Raw genomic sequence first — 19960 nt, forward strand, 5'->3', positions numbered from 1 at the left:
GCTTTATACCTATGAGGGGTGAAAATGCCAGAACAGAATACGAACACCAGGGTTGCTTCCTTTGAAAAACAGGGGAAATTGCTGGTCCTCCCACTTTCCGGGGGTTCCAGAAAGCTTGCAAGGGCTCTTTCCAATGAAACTTCCCTTAAAATCCTTGAAACTCTTGGCAAAAAAAGCATGTCTGCAGGGGACCTTTCGGAAGCTCTGGGTATACGGCTCAATACCCTGAAATACAACCTTGATACCCTGGAGGAATCGGGCCTGATCAGTGTCCAGCAGGTAAAGTGGAGCCGGAAAGGGAGGAAAATAAAAGTGTATGCCGCAGTGGATCAGCTTATCGTGCTGGTCCCCGGAAAAAAAGCCGACCCTTCTTCGGTACTCAGGATATTGAAAAGTTGCCCTGCGTCATGAGGCTCAAAGCATAAAAGTCAGAACAATGATACTATTAATAGGGTGAATTTGCCCGACTGTACAATTGATTTCAAGATATGAAAAACAGTGGAGTGTACATGGAAGATAATAAATCCGATGAAGAACCCCGGGTCGTGAAATCCGTTTCTGAGTCCAGAAAAGGGGCTTCAGGGTCTGAAGAGGATGCTCTTTCCTCTGAAGACCGGAGTTTGATGCCTGATAAGGAATCAACGCCTGATAAGGAATCAACGGATGAAGAGCCCTTCGTATGCGAGGTGAAACGTTCCGCAAAGCGTGCTCCCGGTTCAGTCCCGGAAGGTGAACCCATCATCGAGGTTATCAATGTAAAAAAGAGCTACACGCTAGGAGATATGGAAGTTCTTATCCTTCACGAGATCAACCTGACAGTCCGGGAAGGGGATTTCCTTGCAATCATGGGACCTTCAGGCTCTGGAAAGAGCACTCTCATGAACCTTATCGGTTTTCTTGACAGGCCTACTGAGGGAAAGATCATTATTAAAGGCAGGGATGTCAACAAACTTTCGGACAAGGAGATCGCCAGGCTCAGGGGGATGGAAATCGGTTTCATTTTCCAGACTTTTAACCTTATCCCGCGGCTTAATGCCCTTGAAAATGTGGAGCTTCCTACATATGCAAATGCCAGGCCCGGGGTTGACTCTCATAAAAAGGCAAGGGAACTCCTGAAACTTGTTGGGCTCGAAGACCGCATGCACCATAAACCAAGTGAGCTTTCGGGAGGCCAGTCCCAGAGGGTTGCAATTGCCCGCGCCCTTATCAACGACCCGTCCATCCTCCTTGCGGATGAACCCACCGGGAACCTGGATTCTAAGACCGGTTGTGAAATCCTGAACATGTTTACAAAACTTAACGAAGAAGGCCGGACTATTGTGATGATTACCCATGACCCGGATATAGCAAAATATGCGGACAGGGTCGTGCTCGTAAAAGACGGAATAATTCAGAATCAGAATAATTCAGAATCAGGAATTCAGAATCAGAATAATTCAGAATCAGGAATTCAGAATCAGAATAATTCAGAATCAGAATAATTCAGAATCAGGAATTCAGAATCAGATTAGTTGCCATTTCTAGGCCAATCAGGGTGGAGAAAGTGACAAAAATGAAACATCGAATCATTCCTCTTGTATTGTCTTTGCTTTTAATAGCCTCGGTTTTTGCGGCTCCGGTTTCTGCCAGTGTCGGGAGTGCAAATTTGAAGGTTACGATTATTGAAATCAGCCCCTATCCTGCCCAGATAGGACAGTACGTGGACCTAACCGTGCAGGTGGAAAATGTAGGGAGAGACCGGGCGGATGACGCTTCCGTACAGGTGGTCCCGGAATATCCCTTCTCTCTGGATTCCCCTCTAAACGCGGTGCAAAATATCGGGGGTCTTGCCCCTGAAAAAGTCGCTACAAAGGAGTTTCACCTTTTCGTGGACAAGAATGCCCAGAAGGGGACCCGCTCTATAGACATCCGGACGAGGATCGATAAGGATAGCCCATGGAGTGAAGAGACTTTTGATATCAGGGTAGGTACCGAAACCTTTGACAGCAAAGGCACCGTGGAACTCGAGACAATCACCTTTGACCCCGAGGTTTTTATGCCGGGGGACAGGGGTACCGTAACTGTTACTCTCATTAACAGGGCAACAACACCTACGGTTTCCATAGGCGGGGAAGATTTCGATACCAATGCCCGGATCCAGTCTGCAGTTCTGGAAACTTCGACTGATGGCGTAACGGTTTTCAGTGCCCCTTACGTTGATATGGGCCTGTTGGGGTCCGGGGACAGCATCGACCTGACCTTTAATGTGGAGGTAGGTGAATACGTCAGGGACGGGACTCACAACCTTGTACTTGCAATCGAGGGCAATTCCTTTGACTATAACAGCCGGAAGAATATTCCCCTTGAGGTTGACTCTTCCAATGTGAGAGTGATCCCTTCAAAGCCCCTCAAACTGGTGAACGGGGAGGCAACCCTTGAGTTTGATGTGGCAAACACCCATCCCAACGAGTTCAGTTCCGTGAGTATAAAACCCACAGCTGAAGGAGTTGTTTTCTATCCGGCCGAGTATTTCATAGGGCCCATGGACCCGGATGAGCTCTTTACAATCGAGTTTGATGCCGTGGCGGAAGATTCGGAAGGTCTGGGAGGTCTGGCTCCTGATGGATCGGAGCCTGTAAACCTGACCCTCATAGCAAGTTACAGCAACGGGGTCAACTTGCATGAAAACGATGTAAGCAACCTTCAGCTCAGGTTTGCCACGGAAAATACGGGCAGTAGCTCGCAATCCATAATAGGAGCCGTGGTGCTCGTAGCCCTGATTGCTGCGGGTGTGCTGGTCTACAGGAAGAAAAAGCAGAACAAGGAATGAATGGGGCAGAAACGCACCCGGTAAAAAAACAGGTCATGAATGTTAATCTCTGCCTGGAAGACAGCTATGTCAGGAGGTCCTAACTATGGTCCAGTTTAAACAGGCCCTGAGGATTGCTGCAAGCAGTATAGGCAGTGCCAAATTACGCTCTGCCCTTACCACTCTGGGGATCGTGATCGGGGTTGCGGCGGTGATAACCAACGCATCCCTGGGGGCCAGTTTCAACCAGTTTTTCGAAGACGAAGTCGCCTCCGTAGGCTCGAATTTCGTAATCGCATACAGCAAGCAGCCAAACCTCTTTTTTGATAATGAATATGAACTTATCAAAAACACTCCGGGAATTACCGGAGTCTCTCCCCGCAAACGGATGAGCGGAGAACTCAGTTATCTTTCCGAAATCAAAAATGTGGACATTTCGGGGGTCAGTGAAGACTTCCAGGAAATCCAGAGCCTCCAGCTGGACGAGGGAAGTTTCCTCTCGGATAAGGACGGCTATGCCGTAGTGCTGGGGTATGATATGGCAAACGAGGAGTTTGATCGGAAAATATCCCATCGGAGCACCGTCGACATTGCTTTCAGGCTTGAAGACGGGAGCATCGTAAGAAAAACGTTCAAAGTAAAAGGAATTCTTCAGGAATCGAAGGAAACTGTCATTGGAGGGAACGGGGATACGGACACGATGATTTTTGTTCCTATCTCAACCATGAACGAAATGCTCGGGGAAAAGGACTACGGGGCTTTCTTTGCCATGGCAAACAGCCTGGATAATGTCGGGGATATCTCTGATGAGGTGGATGGCCGGCTGGCCCGGAACTTCGGGGTTCCCAAGCGGGACCGTGAGGACGAGGACGCAAAACCCTATGGGATTGTTGACCAGGCCGAGATTCTCGAACAGACAGGGCAGATTGGGGATGCCCTTGGTTCTTTCCTGCTTGCAGTGGCGCTGATCTCCCTTATCGTGGGCTCCATCGGGATAATGAACATCATGCTTGTAACCGTCACGGAACGTACCCGGGAAATCGGGGTCCTGAAATCCCTTGGCTATACCAACTCCGGAATCCTTTCCCTCTTCCTTCTGGAATCCGTTCTGGTCAGCCTTTTCGGGGGCATCCTGGGAACCCTGGTCGGGGGACTCGGAGCTTTTGCCCTGGAAACTGTTCTTAAACTCCCCACTGTTTTCCCTTTCACTTTGATCGAGATAGGATTCTTTGTCTCGGTTATGGTAGGAGTGGTGGCGGGAGTTTATCCCGCAAGGAAAGCGGCAAAAATGAACCCTGTGGAAGCTCTACGTTATGAATAAATATTTCCGGTCCGGGCTGTTGCCCTGACCGTTTTTTGAAGGTGGATACCCCCGGATATAGCTTCAGCTGCTCGCCACTCTCCGCTCCAGGGGAAGCGTAAAGGTGAAAGTGCTTCCTTTTCCTGGTTCTGAGTTCACCCCTACTTCGCCTCCATGAAGTTCTACAAAATTTTTAACAATATAAAGCCCGAGACCAACCCCTTTGTATTCTTTTGCGGAGGACGAATCTCCCTGTACAAAAGGCTGGAATATTTTCCTGTGGCTTTCTAAGGGGATGCCTATACCATTGTCAGTGACCCTGATCTCTGCAACTCCGTCCTTTTTACGTGTTTCTACGCTGACTTTTCCCTCTCCGGGTGTAAACTTTATGGCGTTACTCAGGAGGTTGTAGAGGACCTGTTTTAATTTTGCCCGGTCAGCCCGGATGTTTCCGAGGGTAGGGTCAAAGTCAGTCTCAATGGCAACATTTTTGCTTGAAGCCAGGGGGCGGATGGAGGTTCGAACTTCTTCTATGAAGGGTGCAAGGTCCAGCTCTTCGTAGTCGAGGGAGCTTTCTCCTGTTTCGAGTATTGAGATGTCCAGCAGGTTGTTGATGATTTCCAGCAGGTGTTTCCCGCTGTTCAGGATATTGTGTACGTATCTGGCCTGCTTCCCATTGAGCGTCCCGAAAGCCCCTTCAAGCAGGAGATCCGAAAACCCTATTACGGAATTAAGGGGGGTCCGCAGTTCATGGCTCATGTTTGCGATGAACCCGCTTTTTGCCCTGTTGGCAGCTTCAGCTGCTGTTTTCGCCTTGAGGAGGCTTTTCTCCAGTTCTTTTCTTTCGGTGACATCCCATATGATGCCCAGTAGCACGGAGTCTTCCTCGGAGGGGCCGCCAAACACAACCTTATTGAAAACCACTTGATGGAGGGTGTTGTCAGCATACCCAACGGTTGATTCGAACACTTCCTTTCCTCGAGTCCGGATTAATTCCAGATCCCTGAGGTGCTGTTTTTCGGAAACTTCAACTGGGGCGAAATCGCACACCGTCTTTCCAGCGATTTCTTCTTTGCTTTTTCCCATAAACTCTTCAAAGGCCCGGTTGCAGCCGATGTATTCCCCATTTCTGTCTTTATAATAAACAGGTGCCGGAATGGAATCTACAAGGTTTTGAAGGAAACACATTTTCTCCTGCTGGAGTTTTCCCATTTTTTTGCGTTCGTTAACGTCTTCTTTTACGGTTTTCTCACTTCCGATAAACTCCCATTTACCTTCCTGCTTTACTATCAGGTCCTCCTGCTTTCCCATCAGCTTGAGAAGTTCCGAAGCTGAAAGTCCTTCAAGGGGGCAGGTTAAAAGAAGCGTAATATTTTCTCTTCGGTCTATTTTTTCGAGGGCTTCCCTGCAGTTCTCAAAAACGGATGATGGGGCTCCTTCTGCTTTTTTAAGGTCCAGGTTTATCCGGAGTCCTGAATACCCTTCCGAGAGGGCTTTTTCAGATCTCTTTTCCAGCATTTCCACTGCTGTGGGGGCAGGCCAAGCTGTATTTTCCTGAAACTCCCTGGCCTGTGTTATTTCCAGCTGGTCTGATCGTAGGCAGCGCTCAAAATCCACTCCCGTATTTTCCAGCGCCATTTTTGCGTTTTCAGCTTCCCCTGGTTCGGGGCTTATCCATACGCAGCGTTCTCCCTTCTCGATCCCCTCTTTAAAATAAAGAGCAAGTAACTCTACCACTTCTTCAGGGTTGCTATATAATGCGGTTGTCTGGGGGCTGCATGGTACGGTTAGAGAAAAATCGGTATCTGTGTTTTTATTTTTTGTCTGAATTCTTCCCCCTCCGGATATTTGAGGTTAATCTTCTTAATAAGCAAAATATGGATTTGATAAGGGTTAATAATGGCTTTTTTGCAAAGCCTGCATTGAGTACGATTTTTTCTTTCTTTTGTCTCAATACATCGTGTATTTATTTTGTTTTAATGCGCAGAACATCCAAATATGCAGAACATCTATAACTACATTCTTCATATGATATATCTCAAACATATATAAGAAATGTGGCAATTTACAATGTTTGGGGCGTGATCGGGTTTCTGGTTCTTTCCTTTCCTTTCCTTTCCTTTCCTTTCTTGCTTTTTGCCATCGGTTAGTTGACTGCGGTGTTTATAATATGGGTTTGCGGTTCCCCTGTAAAACTGCCCCTTGTAAAACTGCCGTTTGTTTGATCAGTTGACCCTCTATCTGTTTGTACAACCTGCTTATATAGTTGTGGCATATAATCTAATAATGCATACAATTTAATAATGCGCATATCAATGAGGTATTGGGACATACAGCTGTCTGGATTGGGGTATTTTTTCAGTGAATTGCTTTTCCGTAAGTTCAGGCCTGTTTTTTCAGGTTTGCTTTCGGAATTTTAAGTCTTAAAAAGGTCATATAAAGTCCTTTTTCGGGAATTAAGGTGGGATTAGGTGCTTAATTTCAGGCAAGCTATCAAAATTTCCCTGGGGAGTGTGGGGAGTGCAAAGCTTCGCTCGGGCCTGACGACTCTGGGCATTATTATAGGAATTGCGGCAGTAGTTGCAAATGTCTCTCTGGGGGGGAGTTTCAACCTCTTTTTCAAAGAAGAAATCAATGCTCTGGGTTCCAATTTTATAATCGTTTTCAGCCAGGAACCTAACCTCTTCTATACTGACGAACTGGAAATTATTGATAAAACCCCTGGAGTGATGGGGGTCTCGCCAATAAAACAGCAACTTGGAGAGGTCACCTATCTCTCACAGAATAAGAATATTAACATTGTCGGGGTTTCCGAAGACTACGAGGAGACGGCCAACATCATCATGGAAGAAGGCAGTTTCATAACTGACCAGGATAAGTTTTCAGCGGTTATCGGCTCCGACGTGGCGTCTGAGAAGTTCGACCGGAACATCTCTTCCAGGAGTTCTATTGACGTTGCCTTCCGTCTTAAAGAAGGGGAGTTTGTGACGCGGACCTTTAAGGTAAAGGGCATAATCGAGAGCCCGGATACCTCATTCGCCGAAGGGGGGATTGACCGGGACGTGAGCATATTTGTCCCTGTCTCCACAATCAACGAAATGCTCGAGGAAGATGATTTCGGGGCTTTTTTTATCATGTCCGGAAGCCTTGAAGACGTGGAGGAAGTCTCGGATGAAGTGGACAAGCGCCTGGCAAGGAATTTCGGGGTTTCTTCCAGGGACCTGGACGACGAGGACGCAAAACCTTACACGATCTTCAACCAGGCCGATGTCCTTGAACAGGTCAACCAGCTCTCTGATTCCCTGGCAGCTTTCCTTGTCGCAGTTGCCCTTATCTCCCTGCTCGTGGGCTCCATTGGGATCATGAATATCATGCTTGTTACTGTCACGGAGCGCACCCGGGAAATTGGGATTATGAAGGCCCTGGGTTATTCAAGCACCGATGTCCTCTTGCTTTTTATCGTGGAAGCCATGATCCTGAGCCTTTTAGGTGGTATTATGGGGCTGGGAGTAGGACTGGCAGGCGCTTATGCGGTTACGAACTTCCTGGACCTGCCCTTCCTTTATCCGCATTATATACTGGAGATCGGGTTAGGGGTGGCACTTATAGTAGGGGTCGCCGCCGGGGCGTATCCGGCAAACAAGGCTGCGAAAATGAACCCGGTGGACGCTTTGAGGTATGAGTAAGCTGCCGGATATTTTTTTCCTGGAATGATCGAGCTATCTCTGTTGCGGATTCTTGAAAGTCGAAGAGCTGCTCTGAGTTTTCTGTTCTCCTTTACTGGTTTATCCTTTTCCATGTTACATTTTTGTATTTCAAAAATTATTGCTGGATATTTATATCCTTCTTTATTATATCTTACATTATATATTGCACAAAACCGGAATACTAATTAGATCCCGGTGGGCATATTGAATATAGTGAAATTTCATTTTGTTAGCTTTCATGATATCACAACTCTTCAGATTCTGATTTCAATCTAATTCAGATTCTGATTTCAATCCAATTCATACTTTGATTTCAATCTAAATATTTCAGTTTGGATAATGATGGAGAGAGGACTGATGAACCGCATGGAGAAACAGAATCTCGGAGCCAGGAATTTTCTGTACCCGATGCCAACAACCCTGGTGGGCGCAAATGTAAAGGGAAAGCCTAATTACCTGACCATCGCTTTTTGTGGGGTCGTACAGGCAATCCCCCCCATGATTGCGGTCACCCTGGGAAAGATGCACTATACAAACGAGGGAATTAAGGAAAACCGCTGTTTTAGTGTGAACATCCCTTCCAGGCACATGGTGGAAGTTACGGATTACTGCGGGATTGTTTCCGGGAAAAAAGCGGATAAGTCCCAAATTTTCGAAACCTTCTACGGGACACTGGAAAATGCTCCCATGATCATGGAATGTCCGGTAAACCTGGAGTGCAAACTTGTGGATACTCTGGACTTCGGGGGGACAAACGAGGTTTTCATCGGAGAGGTCGTGGAAAGCTACGCCGAGGAATGTTACCTTTGCAATGGGGTTCCTGATATTGAAAAGATTGAACCCATCGTGTTCTCGATGTATGACAACAACTACTGGGGAATAGGCAGTCACCTGGGCAAAGCCTGGTCTGTAGGAAAGAACTTCAGTGGAAATGGGGATGCCGTAAAAAAATATGAGTAACGGGAATAAATATTGCTTAATCATTGGCTAAGTATTTACTATAGTCCCGAAAGTAAATATTTACATTTAATTTATAACCACGGAAGACACGGAAAGCACGGAAGGATTGTACCCAAATCTTCTTTATTCCGTGTTTTCCGTGCTTTCTGTGGTTAAACTTTCACTGAGATTGGCGAAGGAATTTGCGGCATTGAATATAATAAAGGATTTTACAGGCAACTCTTCCGTTTACATAGTTCCGTTTGCCTGGGGGAGAAAAAGGGGAGTGATCACATGAAAATTACGGTATTCAGCGGGAGCCATAAGGGCAGGGAAGGCAATACCCTTCTTATGGTGGAGGAGTTTTTGAAAGGGGCAGAAGAGGCAGGGGCAGAGACCGAAAACGTCATCCTTGCCGAAAAAAATATCCGGTACTGCAAGGGGGACTTTGACTGCTGGCTCAAAACTTCCGGAAAATGCACGCTCCATGACGACATGGAGGTCCTTATCCCGAGCTTTATGGAATCGGACGTTGTGGTGTTCGCATTTCCGGTCTACTTTGATAATATCCCGGCACTTATGAAAACTTTTATCGATAGGCTGCTTCCTATCCTTTTGCCCCACTTCGTGGAAGATGGGGAGGGGGGGTACAGGCACGGTAAACGCTTTGAAAAGTATCCCAAAATCGTCGTGATTTCAAACTCCGGACTTCCCGGACTTAGCAATTTCCAGGTTGTGAGCCTCTTTTTCAGGCGGTTTGCGAGGACTCTCCACACTGAAGTAATTGGTGAAATCTACAGAGGGGAGGGGGAAGTCCTGAAAGTTAAAAACCTCCTCGTAAAACCCCTCGTCTCAAAGTACAAAAAACTCCTGCGCAACGCGGGCCGGTCTATTGTGGAGAATCAGGAAATTTCCGACGAATTGCGGGAGAAACTTGAAAAAACAATTGTCCCTGATTATCTCTACATAAAATTCGGGAACGAAGAAATGGACCGTATGATTGAGAATAAAGGGAAAAGAGGGTCAGAAGGGGCTTAAAATCTTTTCGAAATGAAATATGGTTTAGTTGATTAAAAAATAGTCCGAAGGCGGGCGAATATCTTTAGACAGCGGGCAAATATCTTTAATAAGTAAAAAAGGTTTAAAAAAGAAAAAAGGTTTTTGCGGAAGGCAAAACCTTTTGTTTCTCTTCTTTTATTTGCCTTCGACAAGGTCTTCAAGGTTGTGTTCCATGTAGGGGGCGTTGCTCCTGTTGATCAGTTCCTGGCAGACTTCTGCAGGTTCCCCGTCCATTACCAGTGCCCCGTTTTCTATCAGCACGGCTCTGTGGGCAACTTCCCGGACGAAGTCCATGTGGTGACTCACGAGAACGATTGTGGTCCCGAAAACTTCATTGATCTTTTTCAGGGAATTGGTGACGTCCCTCAGGGTTACAGGGTCAAGGTCTCCGAAGGGCTCGTCAAGAAGCAGGTATTCGGGGGAGGTTGCAAGGCTGAGGGCGATAAAAGCCCTTACGTGTTCTCCTCCGCTGATCTGGTAGGGGGTCTTGTCCAGGACTTCCGTTGGCAGGTCCAGGGCTTCAAAGACCGGTTTTGCGTATGTGTCCACGTCCGTTACGGGGATATAGGGGAAAAGTTCGGAGTAGATTGTTTCCGGGAGATTCATTTCCCTGAAGAAGGCATCTCTTTCTTCCGTCGGCATATCGGGCAGCCTGTATACATTGTCCAGGGTCTCATCCGACATCCCGATATCCTGAGCCTTTTTCCTGGCGTACTCGATAGCTCCTCTCCTTTTCAGGCTGAGCCTGAAGCGGATCTGCTCCCTGACCGTGGAGTGCGGGGACATTGAAAACTCCTGGTTCATGATGCTCATTATCCTGCGGAGTTCTATGCGCTTCTTGCTGTAATTAATAACGTCAACCCATTCTCCATTGCAGCTGTACTCGACTGTCCCGCTCTTCGGTTTGATCAGCCCTTCCATGAGCTTTATGAGGGTTGTCTTCCCGGCTCCTGAAGAACCTATAAAGGCTAAGATTTCTCCTCTGTTGACGTCAAGGGAAAAGTCTTTGATGTTCAGGACTTCTCCCATCCGGATCAGGGAGTAGCGTTTGGAGATGTCCTTTGCCCGAATGCAGGCTTCCCTGGATGTGAGGGCTGCAGGTTCTTCCATGGGCTTCATATCTTTCCGGAAGTTTTTGAGCACGGTGGTGGGTTCTCCGTCTGCTGCAATCTTTCCGTTTTCCAGGAAGATCAGCCTGTCGGCAAGGTAGGCATGGATTTCCGGAAGGTGGGAGACCACGATAATTGCAATGTCAAGCTTCTCCTTAAGGCTCTTTATTACGTCGAGGATTTCCTGTTTTGTGTCCGGGCCGGTCATCGTTACGGGTTCATCCAGAAGGAGGACCCGGGGCTTTGCGGCAAGCTGCCTGGCCATGACGACCCTCTGCTTTTCCCCTCCGCTTAAGAGGTTGGTGGAATGGAGGGCCTTTTGCTCGAGACCTACGAGTTTCATGTACTCCATCGCTTCTGCATAAAGATCGTCGTATTCAGGGGCATCAGTGGCCGGGAGCGCTTCATGGCCAACTTCCAGGTAATAGAGTTTCCTTATCACATTCTCAATGCAGGGGCCGTTCCAGAGTCCGAAGTTCCGCTGGAGATGAATTGCTGTTACCCTTTTCAGGAACTTTTCCCCTTCCTTCCCAGAATCAGGGGTAACTGTTTCCCCATCCACTTCCACGCTGCCTTCCTGGAAGGGTTCGACCCCTCTGATGATTCTCAGAAGCGTTGATTTCCCGCTCCCGCTTCGACCTGTAATCCCGAGAATTTCCCCGTCCTGTACCGTAAGGTCGATATTGTCCAGCACCCTGATGGTTTCGGAATTGACCTCATAATCCTTTACCAGATTGGAGATTTTGAGCATGTTATTCACCTTTTGAATGTTTCTTGGGTCTATCCGGGTGATGTTCGATGATTATGGTATACTCACGAATTAATCACACTTTTAAACGCCAATTAAATGCATCTTGCTTATTTCGGAAGTGTTAATTTTACTATGAGGACTATAATCCTGTATAATATCCTGTGATATTCGAATACCCTGTGATATTCGATAGTGTTATCGGCGGCTGCCCGGGTATCTTATAAACCCCGGCACTGTCCGGATATGGTTTTTGCTGATTTAATAAAATAGGAAACCAGTATTACCTTTAAAACTATTTATTATAATCGCCTGCCTGCAAACTGTATCCTGCTCGGGTATGCTTTGGAAATATGAGCATCAGGATTGTTTTGTTAATCCTCAGGATTGTTTTCAAGTATAAAAATAGTTTAGGAAATAAAAATTTTGGGTACAAGGAATGGCTTGTTACCAGGGTGTTGAAAACTCCCTCTCCGGCAACAACTGATGAAGCAGCAGCTTATCCTGCAAGCTTCAATAAAATAATAAGGAAAATGAAAAGTATTGCTGGTTGGGTTTTTTCCGGTCAAACTCCATAAATTCATATTAAAAAGAAATAAGTTCACAATCCTGCTCTTTCAACCATTAAGTCTGCCACATTTTTCGCATCTTTGAACGGGAAGTCCTTTTCAGTAATCAGACTTCTTGCCTCTGCTGCAGTAACTTCAACATCTCCTATTCTGCATGTGGTGTCCAGCCCCTCGGGTAGAGCAGTAATCAATTCCTCCAGCGTGTTTATGGGAAACTTTGCATCTTTGAGTATTTCAAGGATCTGTTCATGGACCTCTTCCCTTACGTCCATTTTTTTTCCTCCGGTTTTGTTCATTTCCCTTTTTGTTCATTTTCCCGGTACAGGCTGGCGTTCTCAGGAAATATTGTTCCATAATCTCTTATTCTCAGGGTATTTTGTATTCCTAATCGGTACTGCAATATCAACATATATTATGTTTGAATCAGGCCTGTCCCGGTGTAAACCAAATATCCTCTGTTTTAACCTTGTATGTCCTGGTACAAAACCATATTATCCCGGGTATAACAACTTTACTAAGTTATCCGGTGGAGTTTTTCCCTTTCAGATCACTTTCTGTAATCGCTCGGGTAAAAAGAAGGCTTTTAGAGAATTAAATAGCTTAAGCTCTCGAAAAAACAGGGTTTTAAAAAAATAAATGGTAAAAAGAACTGTAATTTAATGAACTTCTTTCATTCTTTTATGGCGGCCACTATTTCGGCAACCTTTGCCGTAACGTCTTCTACTTCCTCGACAATCGTGCCCGTTACGATCATGTCCGCACCTGCGGCGGCGCAGAGTTTTGCGGTTTCCCCGTCCCGGATTCCGCCTCCTACGATCAGCTTGTTGTCTCCGAGCACTTTCTTGACAGCCCCTATCATTTTCGGGTCAACGGGCGTGTGAGCTCCTGATCCGGCTTCAAGGTAGGTATAGTGCATGCCAAGGTATTTGCCTGTAAGGGCGTAGGCAACGGCAATTTCCGGTTTCTGTTTGGGGATCAGTTTTGCATCCCCTACCCAGCCCACGGTTCCCCCTGGTTCGACCACGAGGTAAGCCATGGAAATTGGCTCGATTCCACTCCTGTACACAAGCGGAGCTCCAAGTACCTGGTTTGTGATGATATAACTGGCATCCCTGGAGTTCAACAGGCTCATGAAAAATACGGCGTCAGCATAGCTACTAAGCCCGGCTGAACTGCCCGGGAAAAGGATGGTAGGTACATCTACCTTTTCCTTAATCCTTATGACGGTTTCATCCAGGAGGGTCCCGGAAGCTCCCGTAGAGCCTCCGATCATTATGGCATCGCTCCCCCCTTCCACTGCGGCAAGGGCGATAGCTGCTGCCTTTTCCGGTGTCTGGGACGCCGGGTCAATAAGGGTAAGATGAACTTTTCCGTCTTTATCAATAACTTTCTGGAGGTGTGCTTCCACCTGCAAAAAGGATCATGCTCCCTTGGATTCCTTGGATTTTACGCGAAGGCCTTCGTAGCCACATTTCCTGCAGCGGGTCGCCCTTACTGCGTTTCTGGCATTGCATTTCATGCAGATCTTTTTGTTTAGTAACCTTTCTTCTGCTTCTGGGAATCTAGCCATTTTTGTCACCTGCTATTATTTTTTCATTCTAGGTACGGTATATAGCCCGCTTAATGGATGTTAAGGCATATAATGTTTTTCATTAAAAAATTCCGCTGTCTTCAGGGACAGTCCCCCTTCTTTCTACTTTTTTCCTTTCTCTCTTCCCTTCTCCTATTCTTTCCTTTTTCTTTTCTTCCCTTTCCCCAGATTTTTCCTTTCGAGACTTAAAGTTTATTTATTAGTTATGTTGTTTATTCCCCCCTGCTCTTAATTGATCTCAATGACGTATTATAGACGATGCAGGTTCAATTCTGAATTAAATTCCGAATTGAATTGAAGTCCTAATTGAATTAAATTCCGAATTGGATTGAAGTCCTAATTGAATTGAAGTCCTAATTGAATTGAAGTCCTAATTGAATTGAAGTTCGAATTGAATTGAACTCAAAATTGATTAAGTCAATATTGAAATGACTTAAGGTCGAATTTAGATTTAAATGGTTAAATTTTCCTTATTCCAGAAATGGTGATTGTTGTGGCGATTCATCCGATAGAATACCGTTACGGTACCGCAGAAATGAAGTACGTATGGAGTCAGGATAACCGGCTTTCCCGGATCCTACAGACCGAGGCTGCCCTTGCTAGGGCCGAGGCAGACATGGGGCTAATCCCTGCAGAGGCTGCTGAGATTATTTCTGAGAGCATTGGTCTGGTGAAGGCCGAGCGAGTAAACGAAATCGAGGCTGAGATCCACCATGATATGATGGCGGTGGTCATTGCAATTTCCGAACAGTGCAGGGATGATGCAGGGAAGTGGGTGCATTTCGGGGCCACCTCAAACGATATTCTGGACACGGCAACGGCTCTCCAGATAAAAGATGCAATTGACCTCCTGGAGGATAAACTGAAAATCTTACTCAAGGTTCTCCTTGATAAGGCGGAAGTTCACAAGCATACGGTTTGCTGCGGGAGGACCCACGGCCAGATCGGGGTTCCTACAACATACGGGCTCCGTTTTGCTATCTGGGCCTCCGAAGTCGCGAGGCATCTGGAGCGTCTGGCTCAGCTGACTCCGAGAGCCACTGTCGGGCAGATGACGGGGGCTGTCGGGACTCAGGCTGCCTTTGGGTCTGCAGGGGTTATGGTCCAGAAACTCTCCATGCAGCATCTGGGGGTCGGTTCGGTTGACGTTTCCAACCAGATCATCCAGAGAGACCGGCATGCCGAGTTTGTGATGTGGATGGCAAACACGGTTACGACCCTTGATAAAATCGGCGTTGAAATCAGGTCTCTCCAGCGCAGTGAGATTGCGGAAGTAGAAGAAAGCTTTGGGAAAAAGCAGGTGGGTTCTTCCACCATGCCGCATAAGCGAAACCCTATCAAGTCCGAACAGATCTGTGGGCTTGCAAGGATCGTGCGGTCCATGGTCGAGCCCGAACTCCTGAACAACACCCTCTGGGATGAAAGGGACCTGACAAACTCTTCCTGTGAAAGAGTAGTCTTCCCCGAGGCCTGCGTGTTAACGGACCATATCATAAAACTCGGAATCAGTGTAATCGAACATCTGCGCTTCTATCCCGAAAACATCCGTCGGAACCTTGAACTGCTACGGGGCCTAAATATGGGGGAAGCTGTCATGATAGAACTTGCAAAACGCGGGGTTGGCCGTCAGGAAGCCCATGAACTCGTCCGGGCCTCTGCAATGAAAGCCCATGAAACCGGACAGCACTTCAAAAACGTGCTTCTGGAAGCTCCGGAAGTTGTAAGATACCTGAGTGCCGGGGATATTGAAAACCTTGTAAACCCTGACAAATACATCGGAACTGCCGTGGAACAGGTCGAATCCCTTGCCGTGAAACTGCGGGAGGCTTACGACCTCTAATCTTTTTTTCTTTTCCTTCCCCTCTCGAAGTCCGAACAATTCTAAACAATTCTGTACAATCTAAAAACTGTACAATCTAAAAACTGTACAATCTAAAAACTGTACAATCTAAAAACTGTACAATCTAAAAACTGTACAATCTAAAAACTGTACAATCTAAAAACTGTACAATCTAAAAACTGTACAATCTAAAAAAAGCTTTTTGCCCCTTTACTTTCTTTTTACCTTGTGCGGCCCTTTACTTTTTATCTCTCCTCTTTTTCCCTTTCGGCGGACCGTATATTTTCGGGCTTCTCTGTGATTATGTGTATCAACGGCAATTTAATCTTCGATGAGGGTTGGTGTACTCTACACTATTTATATCATTAAAAATAAATATAAATATTTATATGTGATCAGCCCTATCCTTGTCACGTCTTCATAAAAATGGGTATATTGAGGCATCTTAAAAGGCGTTGCGTAACTTTAAAAGGTCTGTTTGGGCTAGATGTGGTAGATTAATTACGGTGTGAAAGTGGATTAGATGCCTCAATAATTCCTATGTGAAGGTTGCATATATACTTTGTGTTCGTTCTGTGCACAACCATCCAAAACTATTCTCACTCCTTTTCTGATTCTTCTTCCTATGTTCACACTATTTGCTTTTCGTTCTCACTAATGCTCTTTCCGTGTCAACATTTCGCCTTTTTTCCTGCATTTTTTACTATTCATCCCTTCTGTTTCTAATCTGTCTTTATTTTTTTTATTTTTTCCCTCCTTTTTGTTACTTCTTTCGGATTTCTTTCGGGTTTTATGGGGTAACTCTTAATTCTGCGGGATTTTTTTTTGCTTTTACCTTTTATATGAGGGTCCGAAACCGTTTTACAGGGCTTGAATCCGTTTTTCAGGATTAAAATTGTTTCACAGGCCCGGGGGTAGTTTTTCCCCTGTGGTCTTATGTGCCCTGCCTTATGCCCCACCAGGGTTTAGCATGAAAAAAAGACGTAGTTAGCTCTCCTGAGTTCTTTATTATTTTTGTATATGTCTGGGTTTCAATGCCCTTTCTCGTGCAGGAGTGCCATTTTTGTGCGGTGCTTTAAAAAGGGTAAACGGCTTACTCAATTTTTATTTTTCTAAAAAAATATATAACTTTATATGTGATGAATTGCCTTCCAAAAAAACGTTGCTTAAAATTGGGTATATTGAGGCACCTAAAAAGGCGTTGCGTAACTTTAAAAAGTCTATTTGGGCAAAATGTGGTAGATTTTTTACGGTGTGAAAGTGGATTAGATGCCTCAATAATTTCTTACGATGAGGTTGTTTATATAATTTGTGCTGAATATGCGCACAACCGTCCAAAACTCGTCAATTGCCCTTAAATTCCTTTAAATTTGGTCTGTTCCTATTCTCCGTTTTGAACCAATATTCTGTTCTTTTTTATCTCTTATTTCTATCTTTTTCCCATTTTTATGCATCATGACCCTGATTTTTCCCTTTTATGCCCCCTTCCTCTTTATTCTCCTGGCACATGTTCACTTCTTGTTTTGCTTCTGAATCACGCGAAATCTTTTTATGTGGGTGTCACCAGGGGGTTGCCCTATTCAGAGGGACACCGGGGTTCGGCCAGAAATCTGTTACCGGAAGTAAACCTTTTGTCGGATTCCGGATATATCCTATTGCTTTTAATACTGATTAAGGATTCTCGAAGACTTCCAGGTTTTCCCAGTTGAATTTGTCCCCGGGGCAGGCCCGGATACATTTCTGGCAGTGGGCGCCGTCACAGAGGTCGGTGCTGATCATGACTCTGTTGTTCTCGTCAATGCTGATGGCGTCATTGGGGCAGACTTTTATGCACTTCGGACACTCGGGACAGTCTTCGACAACCATTGAGAGGTATGTCCCCACCCTTTCGAGTACGTGCAGCCCCTCTTCCCCTAGTACCTGGATGTCCCTTTCCACGCGTTTTTCGATTATCGGCTTTTCTATGGGGTCGCCCAGGGCGGGAAGTCCCTTCTTTTTGAGGTACTTCCTGAACATTTTCATGGGCATCCCCTCTTCCCAGTAGGCAAGTTCGAGGACGTAAGCGTCGCTGAATTCCGGGGCAGTTGCAAACATAGTGTGAGTACCTATGATCTTGTTTGCAACGTCCTGCAGTTCCCAGAGCCTATCTTCGGAAACAAGGATTTCCTTTGCCACGGTAAGCGAGGTGTTTCCTAGCTGGCAGATCCTACCTGTGCCGTAGGGAATCAGCCCTATTTTCTGGGCTTTTGCCGCATCCATATAGGTGCCTGCGGCTCCTGCCATGTAAGCCGTTTCGATATCTTCCATTGTAATTCCGGCAGTCGCACAGAGGGTGATATGCCCCGCACGAATTGCCCCGATAGCTTTTCCGGCTTCTTTCAGGTCATGCTCCGAGAAAAGTATCTTATCCTGGAGGTGAATGATCCCTTCGGGAGTCTTGACTTTAGGAAGTTCAACAAGGCCTTTTCCCAGCGCTTTTTCGATCAGGGCTATAACTCCCGTGCCCGTAATCCCTTTGGCTTTTATCTGGCCCTCCTCAAGAATTTCCCCTGTTGCCGGATCAACAAGGTCTCCTGGGGTTGATTTCATCTCTTCGTTCAACACATAGTTCCGGAGTGCCCCGTTTTCAAATTCTATGTCGGAAATCGTGAACGGGGATGCAAGGTTCCCGTGCTTTATCTGCTGCCCTTCCAGCGCAGGCCCGGCAGCTGCAGAGCCTGTGTAAATAACATCTCCTACTTTCAGGGCCATCTCGGCGTTTGTCCCGTAGTCCGTTGCAATCGAAATCTCATCCTTGTCAAGCATCCCGGATTTTACGATCAGGGCAAGGGCATCGGCCCCTACTTCGTGCTTGATTGCCGGGGGTACCATCACCTCACATTCAAATTCCTCAAGCCCGGGGATTTCACTGCTTGGCACTATCCTTGCGTCTCTTTTCTGGTCTTCTATGTGGTATTTCTTTTTCTTCCGCTCCCCTGCGTAGGCAAGGTCTTCAATGGTAATCCCCTGGAATATGGATAACTGGATGGGGTTTCCGCATATGGAAATCCTTTCAAGTTCCCCTGTTTTCACATCAAGGGCCTGGAGCAGGTTCTTTACCGCATTCACGGAAAGTCCGTGGGCCAGGTCCTGCCCGTAGTGAATTGCGAAGTCCATGTGGTCCATCACATTCGCTCCCGGCAGGGGGTTCCTCAGTGTGATTACCGTTCTTTTGATTTCATCCCGGTCAAGGTCTACTTTCTGAGCTCTAAAACCGCTCGTTCCCAGGTCTACTGCAACTCCAACTCTCATACAATTCCCCCATTATCTGACTTTTTTCCGGTATCCCGGTGTGTTAAGTAAATAGTTCCCATAAGTCGTTTGGAACTTATCAGTCGTTTGTAGTCTTATGTAGTCGTTTATACTTGTTCGTAGTCGTTTGAGATCTAATTATATGGATTACTTTGTAAATCTACGTATAAATACATAGAGGGAATTATAAGTATTTATATATATTTTCAAGTTCAATAATAATTCTCTTTCCGCAAAAAGGGGGTTTTAAGGGGTCTCCGGTTCTTAAATCCTTTTTTGAGTTCAATATTTTGAAAAGGGGGTCGCATGGACTCTTGATTCTTCTCCGAATGTCCGGGGGAGATGAGATGTCCTGTCTGCATGTCGGAAATAAATGCATATCAGTAGGGATACTTTTATAAATTACTAGCGTGTTGTATGGTTGATGAGCTAGTTCGGGTAGCCCGGCGTTACCTGTAACCCGAAATCGCCGATACGCGGGGGACGAAGCCAATGGAAGGTTTATCAAAGAGTTCCGAGCCTGGGGCCTCAACTGAGAAGCCCCGTCCTGCTTGGATGTTGCTGGTTTGAGGGCTTGCTGGAGAACAGGTCTTCCTATCTTAACCGCGGAAACCGGTCGAGGTCCGGAAGGGAGCAGACTCACCGTGGGCAATCATCGCTTGTGGGGTTGCGGGGTGGAGAAGGGGTGCCAGCCCCCTGGGATCTCCGAGGTGTATCAACCTGCGGCGTGCTCATCACTAAACACCTTTAATCGGTTAATTTCAAACCTTTCAACCTGACATAAAAATCTGCAAAAATCTTAATGTGAGGTGGATGTGCAGTTTTTGCAAACTGTTTTTTCTCCGGAAAAGGTTAAATATCTGAAATGCCTTTAAGGGAAACGCGTCTTCTAAAACCTGAATGACGAGATAGCCAAGCCCGGTATGGCGCAGGATTGCTAATCCTGTGATGCTTTGCATCTCGGGGGTTCGAATCCCCCTCTCGTCGTTTTTCCCTATTTTCGATCTTTTTATCTACGT

The 19960-nt window shown here is 46.3% G+C and carries 15 protein-coding genes, 1 tRNA gene and 1 other RNA gene; 11 read left to right on the forward strand and 6 right to left on the reverse strand.

Translation table 11 applies throughout. The features are described from left to right. Nucleotides 1-24 precede the first annotated feature (24 nt). The 4 genes from MSMTP_RS02220 to MSMTP_RS02235 all read left to right on the forward strand — a co-directional run bounded on the left by MSMTP_RS02220 (nt 25) and on the right by MSMTP_RS02235 (nt 4109). The gene (locus tag MSMTP_RS02220) at nt 25-411 is read left to right on the forward strand and encodes a transcriptional regulator (RefSeq protein WP_048177505.1); all 387 of its coding nucleotides are present in this window, start codon (nt 25-27) and stop codon (nt 409-411) included. Between the two features lie 98 nt (nt 412-509). Beyond that, the gene (locus MSMTP_RS02225; protein ID WP_304413657.1) at nt 510-1481 is read left to right on the forward strand and encodes an ABC transporter ATP-binding protein; all 972 of its coding nucleotides are present in this window, start codon (nt 510-512) and stop codon (nt 1479-1481) included. A gap of 71 nt (nt 1482-1552) precedes the next feature. Further along, on the forward strand, nt 1553-2809 hold the full coding sequence (locus tag MSMTP_RS02230) for a COG1361 S-layer family protein (protein WP_156153894.1): 1257 nt from the start codon (nt 1553-1555) through the stop codon (nt 2807-2809). An 85-nt stretch (nt 2810-2894) separates the two neighbouring features. Continuing rightward, a complete protein-coding gene (locus MSMTP_RS02235) occupies nt 2895-4109 on the forward strand; it encodes an ABC transporter permease (protein WP_048177509.1) in 1215 nt (404 codons plus the stop codon). A gap of 63 nt (nt 4110-4172) precedes the next feature. Here MSMTP_RS02235 and MSMTP_RS17805 read toward each other — a convergent pair whose 3' ends face one another. After that, a complete protein-coding gene (locus MSMTP_RS17805) occupies nt 4173-5936 on the reverse strand; it encodes an ATP-binding protein (protein ID WP_369799624.1) in 1764 nt (587 codons plus the stop codon). 623 nt (nt 5937-6559) lie between these two features. Between MSMTP_RS17805 and MSMTP_RS02245 the strand changes: the two genes are divergently transcribed. The 3 genes from MSMTP_RS02245 (at nt 6560) to MSMTP_RS02255 (ending at nt 9772) form a co-directional block, all read left to right on the forward strand. Next, the gene (locus tag MSMTP_RS02245; RefSeq protein WP_048177511.1) at nt 6560-7774 is read left to right on the forward strand and encodes an ABC transporter permease; all 1215 of its coding nucleotides are present in this window, start codon (nt 6560-6562) and stop codon (nt 7772-7774) included. A 360-nt stretch (nt 7775-8134) separates the two neighbouring features. After that, on the forward strand, nt 8135-8755 hold the full coding sequence (locus MSMTP_RS02250; RefSeq protein WP_231582892.1) for a flavin reductase family protein: 621 nt from the start codon (nt 8135-8137) through the stop codon (nt 8753-8755). A gap of 273 nt (nt 8756-9028) precedes the next feature. Further along, nucleotides 9029-9772 (forward strand): flavodoxin family protein, encoded by a 744-nt coding sequence (locus MSMTP_RS02255; protein ID WP_048177515.1) that lies wholly within the window; start codon nt 9029-9031, stop codon nt 9770-9772. Between the two features lie 156 nt (nt 9773-9928). Here MSMTP_RS02255 and MSMTP_RS02260 read toward each other — a convergent pair whose 3' ends face one another. After that, nucleotides 9929-11653, reverse strand: a complete 1725-nt coding sequence (locus MSMTP_RS02260; protein WP_048177517.1) for an ABC transporter ATP-binding protein — start codon at nt 11651-11653, stop codon at nt 9929-9931. A gap of 350 nt (nt 11654-12003) precedes the next feature. On the opposite strand from MSMTP_RS02260, the gene MSMTP_RS02265 reads away from it, so the two are divergent. Next, complete coding sequence (locus tag MSMTP_RS02265) at nt 12004-12228, forward strand: hypothetical protein (protein WP_048177519.1); 225 nt, start codon at nt 12004-12006, stop codon at nt 12226-12228. A 23-nt stretch (nt 12229-12251) separates the two neighbouring features. Here MSMTP_RS02265 and MSMTP_RS02270 read toward each other — a convergent pair whose 3' ends face one another. The 3 genes from MSMTP_RS02270 to MSMTP_RS02280 all read right to left on the reverse strand — a co-directional run bounded on the left by MSMTP_RS02270 (nt 12252) and on the right by MSMTP_RS02280 (nt 13789). Next, the gene (locus tag MSMTP_RS02270; protein ID WP_048182519.1) at nt 12252-12491 is read right to left on the reverse strand and encodes an MTH865 family protein; all 240 of its coding nucleotides are present in this window, start codon (nt 12489-12491) and stop codon (nt 12252-12254) included. A 398-nt stretch (nt 12492-12889) separates the two neighbouring features. Next, nucleotides 12890-13633, reverse strand: coding sequence for a geranylgeranylglyceryl/heptaprenylglyceryl phosphate synthase (locus MSMTP_RS02275; protein ID WP_048177521.1), 744 nt, complete (start codon nt 13631-13633; stop codon nt 12890-12892). Nucleotides 13634-13639: 6 nt separating this feature from the next. Next, nucleotides 13640-13789 (reverse strand): 50S ribosomal protein L40e, encoded by a 150-nt coding sequence (locus MSMTP_RS02280; RefSeq protein WP_048177522.1) that lies wholly within the window; start codon nt 13787-13789, stop codon nt 13640-13642. A gap of 514 nt (nt 13790-14303) precedes the next feature. On the opposite strand from MSMTP_RS02280, the gene purB reads away from it, so the two are divergent. Then, the gene (gene purB / locus MSMTP_RS02285; RefSeq protein WP_048182522.1) at nt 14304-15650 is read left to right on the forward strand and encodes an adenylosuccinate lyase; all 1347 of its coding nucleotides are present in this window, start codon (nt 14304-14306) and stop codon (nt 15648-15650) included. 1671 nt (nt 15651-17321) lie between these two features. On the opposite strand, the gene MSMTP_RS02300 is transcribed toward purB, so the two are convergent. Then, entirely contained in the window at nt 17322-18941 is a 1620-nt protein-coding gene (locus MSMTP_RS02300; RefSeq protein ID WP_048177528.1) for a methylamine methyltransferase corrinoid protein reductive activase, read from the reverse strand. A 422-nt stretch (nt 18942-19363) separates the two neighbouring features. On the opposite strand from MSMTP_RS02300, the gene ffs reads away from it, so the two are divergent. Beyond that, nucleotides 19364-19678: signal recognition particle sRNA (gene ffs / locus MSMTP_RS18295), an RNA gene on the forward strand. A 165-nt stretch (nt 19679-19843) separates the two neighbouring features. Then, nucleotides 19844-19928: transfer RNA gene (locus MSMTP_RS02305), tRNA-Ser, on the forward strand. Nucleotides 19929-19960: the final 32 nt, after the last annotated feature.

Source organism: Methanosarcina sp. MTP4, assembly GCF_000970045.1.
In the GTDB taxonomy this organism is placed as follows: domain Archaea; phylum Halobacteriota; class Methanosarcinia; order Methanosarcinales; family Methanosarcinaceae; genus MTP4.